We start from the raw sequence: 2,061 nt of genomic DNA, 5'->3' as shown, positions 1-2,061 counted from the left end.
TAATAATATAAGCCAGCTAAGATATATCGAAAAAACAAGCAATTCTATTGAGTATATGCCACTGTTTACACGTTTTCGAGTGGATTGGAAAGAAGATTTGTCAGATATGCAAGCTAAAGTGTCTGTTTCTCCTCACTTTGAGTATATCTTAAACCGTCTATCAGCCAACTTTACTCAGTATGAATTGAAAGAGTTTACTACTATCCGTTCGACATATGCCAAAACTGCTTACCGACTACTCAAACAATGGCGTACTGTGGGACGAAAAGAGTTTGCGATTGATGAATTTAAGCTATTAATGGACATGCCAGCCAGTTATAAGGCATGCCACATAGATAGACTTGTTATAAATCCTATTAAAAAGCAACTTTCTCCATATTTTGTAGGTCTAAAAGTTAAAAAAATCAAGTCAAACAAGCGTGGGAACCCTGTTTTGGGGTACGAGTTCACTTGGCAAAAAGAAGTCACAGAAGCCTATGACCCTAATAAGTACGACAAGCCTAAAGCTATAGCTAAAAAAACATCTAAAAAGGCTGCTAAGAAAAGCAACGTTCCGAAGTGGAGCAATCCCGATTATGTGAATGAAACCACGGAAGAGCAAAAAGCAGAGTTGGAACGCAAAAAACAAGAGTTGCTTGCTCGTATGGACAAATCTAGCGAACCTAATGTAGTACCAGGGCAAACTGATATATATGACTTCCTAGGCGAAGAAAATGAGGTGTAAAATGGAACATAAACATATAGCTGAAGAAATTCATTATTCATTGAAAGAGTTGTTTGAAATTTGCGCAGAGGTTATCTATAAAAAAAGTGAATACAGAGAGGATGAAACAAGTAGAGGAATTCTAAGATTAGCAAAAGCTCTAATCATGTATACCTCGTACGCAGATGGAAATCATTTTGACGAGGAAGATGAATTGTATGAGTTGGCAGCTGAATATTTGAGTGATTTCTACGAAGAAAATGGCATAGAGCAATTATACGATATTGACGATGCTGAGTATTAGAAGAGGTAAATATAATTAAGACAAAAGAAAAACGGAGCGCAAGGCACTCCGTTTCTTTATTATTTTTTCATCTAGTTTTATAATTTTTGTTATTGGTACAGATAGGATTGAGCTATTACGTCAATCCTATTATGACCGAGATTTTTCGTGACTATAGCCATAGCACGTTTATCGTATGTTTCGCCAGCCCTGTCTTTCCGCATAATGTAGCGGTCAGCTCTCGGGATATCTTTCTCATTCCTAGCGTAGTGCATGTATAAGCGCATTGCGTAGGTACCACGGTAGTGGTGATTATCGTAATTTGTATGAAGTTTGGGAAAAAGTCTCCCTTTTTTGGATTGAATGAATTCCACGATATCTCTAGTCTCTTCCTCTGACGCACCCATAATCTCAACGACTCGGGCTTTTCCGCCTTTCGTTCCTTTCGTCACGTTTAAGTAGGATTTCCCGTCCTCAAAGAAAAGATCATCAGACGTTATTCTTGTCATTTCAGCTCTACGAAGCCCTGTAGCGCTTGTAAAACGCGCCAGCTTGCGCTCCGTGGCTTCTGAGATATGTTTATCACTCTTTACTGGAAATCGGCTTCTCTTGATATCCAAGCGAGTACGCTCGGGCGTATCTACGAAGACTTTAGACGATACACCAAAAACTTTTGCCATTGCCGATTTTCGTGTAGCAATAGTAGAAGCAGAGACCTCCCCTTTATCAATTAGATAAAGTAGATAGTCGTTAGCATACTTGTATGCGTCGTCTATCGTTAAGGCTTCTGGGTGTTCTTTCTCAAGCCATTCTATAAAGTAGCCTAGTTGCTTCTTGTAGGTACGATATGTACCCTCTGAATAGATTTTATTTTTCGTATCGTCTTTAGTCTTGTCTAGAGACCTTTTAGAAGACTTACCTTCTTCAAACATCTCAAAGAGACGTTTTCGGACTGTATTCTGATACGTTTTTTCTTTGGACCGATTGCGTGCCTTACGCTTTTTAGCCCAGCGATTTTGTCTAGGTTTGCTATTTTCGTTATCCATAGTGACCCCTTTTAGTGTTAAGTAAAAGA

General features: G+C 38.8%; 3 protein-coding genes. 2 read left to right on the top strand and 1 reads right to left on the bottom strand.

Annotated elements, in window-relative coordinates; translation table 11 throughout:
* Both N8M16_RS10005 and N8M16_RS10000 read left to right on the top strand, forming a co-directional pair.
* A partial coding sequence (locus N8M16_RS10005) for a replication initiation protein (RefSeq protein WP_261070142.1) occupies positions 1-724 on the top strand: 724 nt, incomplete at its 5' end.
* A gap of 1 nt (position 725) precedes the next feature.
* Positions 726-1,007, top strand: coding sequence for a hypothetical protein (locus N8M16_RS10000; RefSeq protein ID WP_261070141.1), 282 nt, complete (start codon positions 726-728; stop codon positions 1,005-1,007).
* Positions 1,008-1,096: 89 nt separating this feature from the next.
* On the opposite strand, the gene N8M16_RS09995 is transcribed toward N8M16_RS10000, so the two are convergent.
* Positions 1,097-2,061, bottom strand: a 965-nt coding sequence (locus N8M16_RS09995) for a phage integrase N-terminal SAM-like domain-containing protein (protein ID WP_261070140.1), incomplete at its 5' end; no start/stop codon positions are given.

This window comes from Streptococcus mitis (genome assembly GCF_946188375.1).
Classification (GTDB): Bacteria; Bacillota; Bacilli; order Lactobacillales; family Streptococcaceae; genus Streptococcus; species Streptococcus mitis_CX.
The sequence above is the reverse complement of the archived record's forward strand: the minus strand, read 5'-3'. Positions and strand labels throughout refer to the sequence as shown.